The following is a 2,958-nucleotide window of genomic DNA, read 5'->3' on the forward strand; positions in this document are numbered from 1 at the left end:
CGCCGAGACACCAACAGCAGGTGCTTGACCCCGTAATGAGTGATCAGATGTTCAGCAAAAACCCCGCCCAACATCCCAGTGCCTCCCGTGATCAACACGGTCCGCTCACCATCAAACCCAACCGGGGGGATCAGCACGATTTTGCCGGTATGGCGAGCTTGGCTCATGTCCCGGAAGGCTTGGATGGCCTGGGTCAGGCCGTAGCTAGTGGTAGGCAACGGCTTCAGAACACCGCTGCTGAAGAGTTCGGACAGGGTGCCTAGTGTGCGAGCAATGTGCCCGGGCGGTGCGGCACTGAGGTCGTAAGCTTGGTAGGTCACGCCGGGGCACGTAGCTGTAACCTCGCTAGGCACTCGAATGTCGGCTTTGCCGATCTCGATGAAGTGCCCACCGCGGGGCAAAAGCGCTAATGAGGCGTCAACGAAGTCACCGCGAAGACAATCGAGCACTACGTCGACGCCGCGCCCTCCAGTGGTCTCAGTGAATAGATCAAGGAAATCCAAAGTGCGCGAGGAGGCGATCCGCTCACGGGGCAATCCCAGATCCTCAAGGATGCGGTGTTTGCTGGGATGAGCGGTGGCGTAGACTTCTGCGCCGAGATGGTTGGCGATAGCGATAGCGGCTTGACCGACACCTCCGGTACCGGCGTGGACGAGCACCCTTTGTGTCGCACCCAGCCCGGCCAGCTCTACTAAAGCGGTATAGGCGGTCAGAAAAGCCGCTGGAACTGAAGCTGCTTGGGTAAACGACCATCCGCGCGGGATTGCGACAACCATGCGATGGTCGGTGACGGCAGTGGGCGCAAAAGAATTGCTGGGAAACAATCCCATCACCGCATCACCAGGCCGCACGGTGTTCACATCGTCGGCCACATCGATGACCACCCCGGCGGCCTCGACACCCAAGCCCTCATCGGAGATCGCGCCTAGCGCCACGACTACGTCGTGGAAGTTCAGCCCGGCTGCTCGGATGTTGACGCGAATCTGCCCGGTAGCCAACGCGGGAACCGCTGCGACGGGAACTAAGGTGAGGTTCGCCAAGTCACCCTTGCCGGTAGTCGTTAGCTGCCAGCAAGCAGTCGAGGGCGGGGTCAGTTGGCGGGCGGCAGATAGCCGGGGGATGTGGACGGTGCCTCGACGGATTGCCAGTTGCGGCTCAATGTCGGATTGCGGGATAGGGCCGCGCAGCGTGGACAGAATCTCAAGCACGGTGTGTTCGCTTGCGGTGGTGAGATCGACGTCGATTAGGTGGATACGGCCTGGGTGCTCGTTTTGGGTGCTGTGGATGAACCCCCACACTGCGGCGTGGGCGAGCTCGGGGGATCGGTCATGAATGCTAGTGCTCACCGCATGCCGGGTCAGGATCGCCAGCATCGCATCGCCCGGGGCGACGCGGACCAACCATTGCTGCAGCTCTATCAAGACTTCAGTGGTTAGTGCATGCACCCGGGATAAACGATCAACGCCTAGACCATCTGGAATGGCGTGGAGGGTGACATCGTCGCTGTCGGGCGTGGATAGCGGTAGTGCCCACACCACAAGGTTGCTGCGAGCCAGGTCGACGCTTGCTAGGTCGGGGTGTGTCTGGTCGGGGCCGAACCGGGCGGCCAGGTGTGGGTGGTCTTTGCCGACAAACGCGCACGTCGGCGAGAGTTCAGCAGCAAGGGAACTTTCACGCGGCAGGATCGGCCAGGTCAGCTCTAGCAAACCGTGTCGCAGCCCAACGGTGCTCGGGGTCAGCTCCGCGGGCACGTCGGGTAGGGCACGCAGGGTCATTGCTTGGATGGTGATGACTGGGGCGCCGGTGGGGTCGGTGGCGTGCAGTTTGAAGGTGTCGGTGCCGGTGGGGATGAGTTGGATGTGCAAGCTGGTGGCGGTGGTGGCGTGTAGGTGGATTCCGTTGAGGACAAACGGGAGTTGCAGGGTGTTTTCGGTATCGGTGGCGGCGAAAAATACTGCCTGAAGGGCGCTGTCGAGCAGGGCGGGATGGATGTTGTAGCCGTTGGTGTCGGTATCGGTGCTAAGGGTTGCTTGCCCGTAGATGATCTCGGGGGATCCTGGGTGTTCACCGATGTGGGTTAATCCCCGAAATGGGGGGTCATAGTGGAGGCCTTGGCCGGCTAGCTGGTCGTAGAAGTTGTCGTGGTCGATGGGGTCTAACGAGGGGGGCGGTGTCGGTGGTGTTTGCCAGTGCTCGGGTGGGTCGGCGCTAAGAGTGCCGGTGGCGTGCAGTACCCAGGCGTTGGCGTTGGGGTGTTGGGTGGTTCGGGCATGCACGCTAAAAGCTCGCCGCGTGTGGTCGTCGAAGGGGTGGATCGTGATTTGGACATCGGTGCAGTGCTCTTGGCTCAATACAAGGGGGGTATGTAAAACGAGTTCGTCGATGACGGGGCACTCGGCGTGCAGGCCCGCTTGTAAGAGCACTTCGATAAACCCGGTCGCGGGGAACACCACTTCTTGTTGGACCCTGTGGCCGGTGAGCCAGCGGTGAGTGTGAGTGCTTAGCCTGCTGCTAAAGACCATCTGGTCTTGATCGGCCAGTTCAGTCAATGCCCCCAACAGAGGGTGTTCGAGCCGTTCTAGCCCCGCGGCGTTGACGTTGGCGGTGGTGTGGGGGGTTAGCCAGAAGCGGTGGTGTTGGAAGGGGTAGGTGGGTAGTGCGGTGGTGTGGGCGTGGGGGTAGAGGTGGGGCCAGTGTGGGCTGTGGCCGTGGATGTGGAGTTGGGCTAGGGCTGTGGTCAGGCTGTCGTGGGGGGTTTTGTCGCGGTGCAAGGTGGTGATCACCGTTGAGTCGCTGTTTGGAGCAGTGGGCGCACCAGCACCAGCACCAGCACCAGGACCAGAACTGGTGGTGGTGTGCAGGGTGTCGTTGATGGCGGGGGCCAGGACGGGGTGTGGGGATAGTTCCACGAATATATGGGGGCCGCTGGCTGCTAGGGCGGTCACGCACTGGGCGAAA

1 protein-coding gene is annotated in these 2,958 nt (G+C 61.7%); it reads right to left on the reverse strand.

Features of this window, described 5'->3' with window-relative positions:
• The coding region (locus tag EET13_RS29560; protein ID WP_136623320.1) for a zinc-binding dehydrogenase at positions 1-2,909 on the reverse strand (2,909 nt) is incomplete at its 3' end.
• Positions 2,910-2,958 lie beyond the last annotated feature (49 nt).

It is taken from the genome of Mycobacterium attenuatum, assembly GCF_900566085.1.
Lineage (GTDB): Bacteria > Actinomycetota > Actinomycetes > Mycobacteriales > Mycobacteriaceae > Mycobacterium > Mycobacterium attenuatum.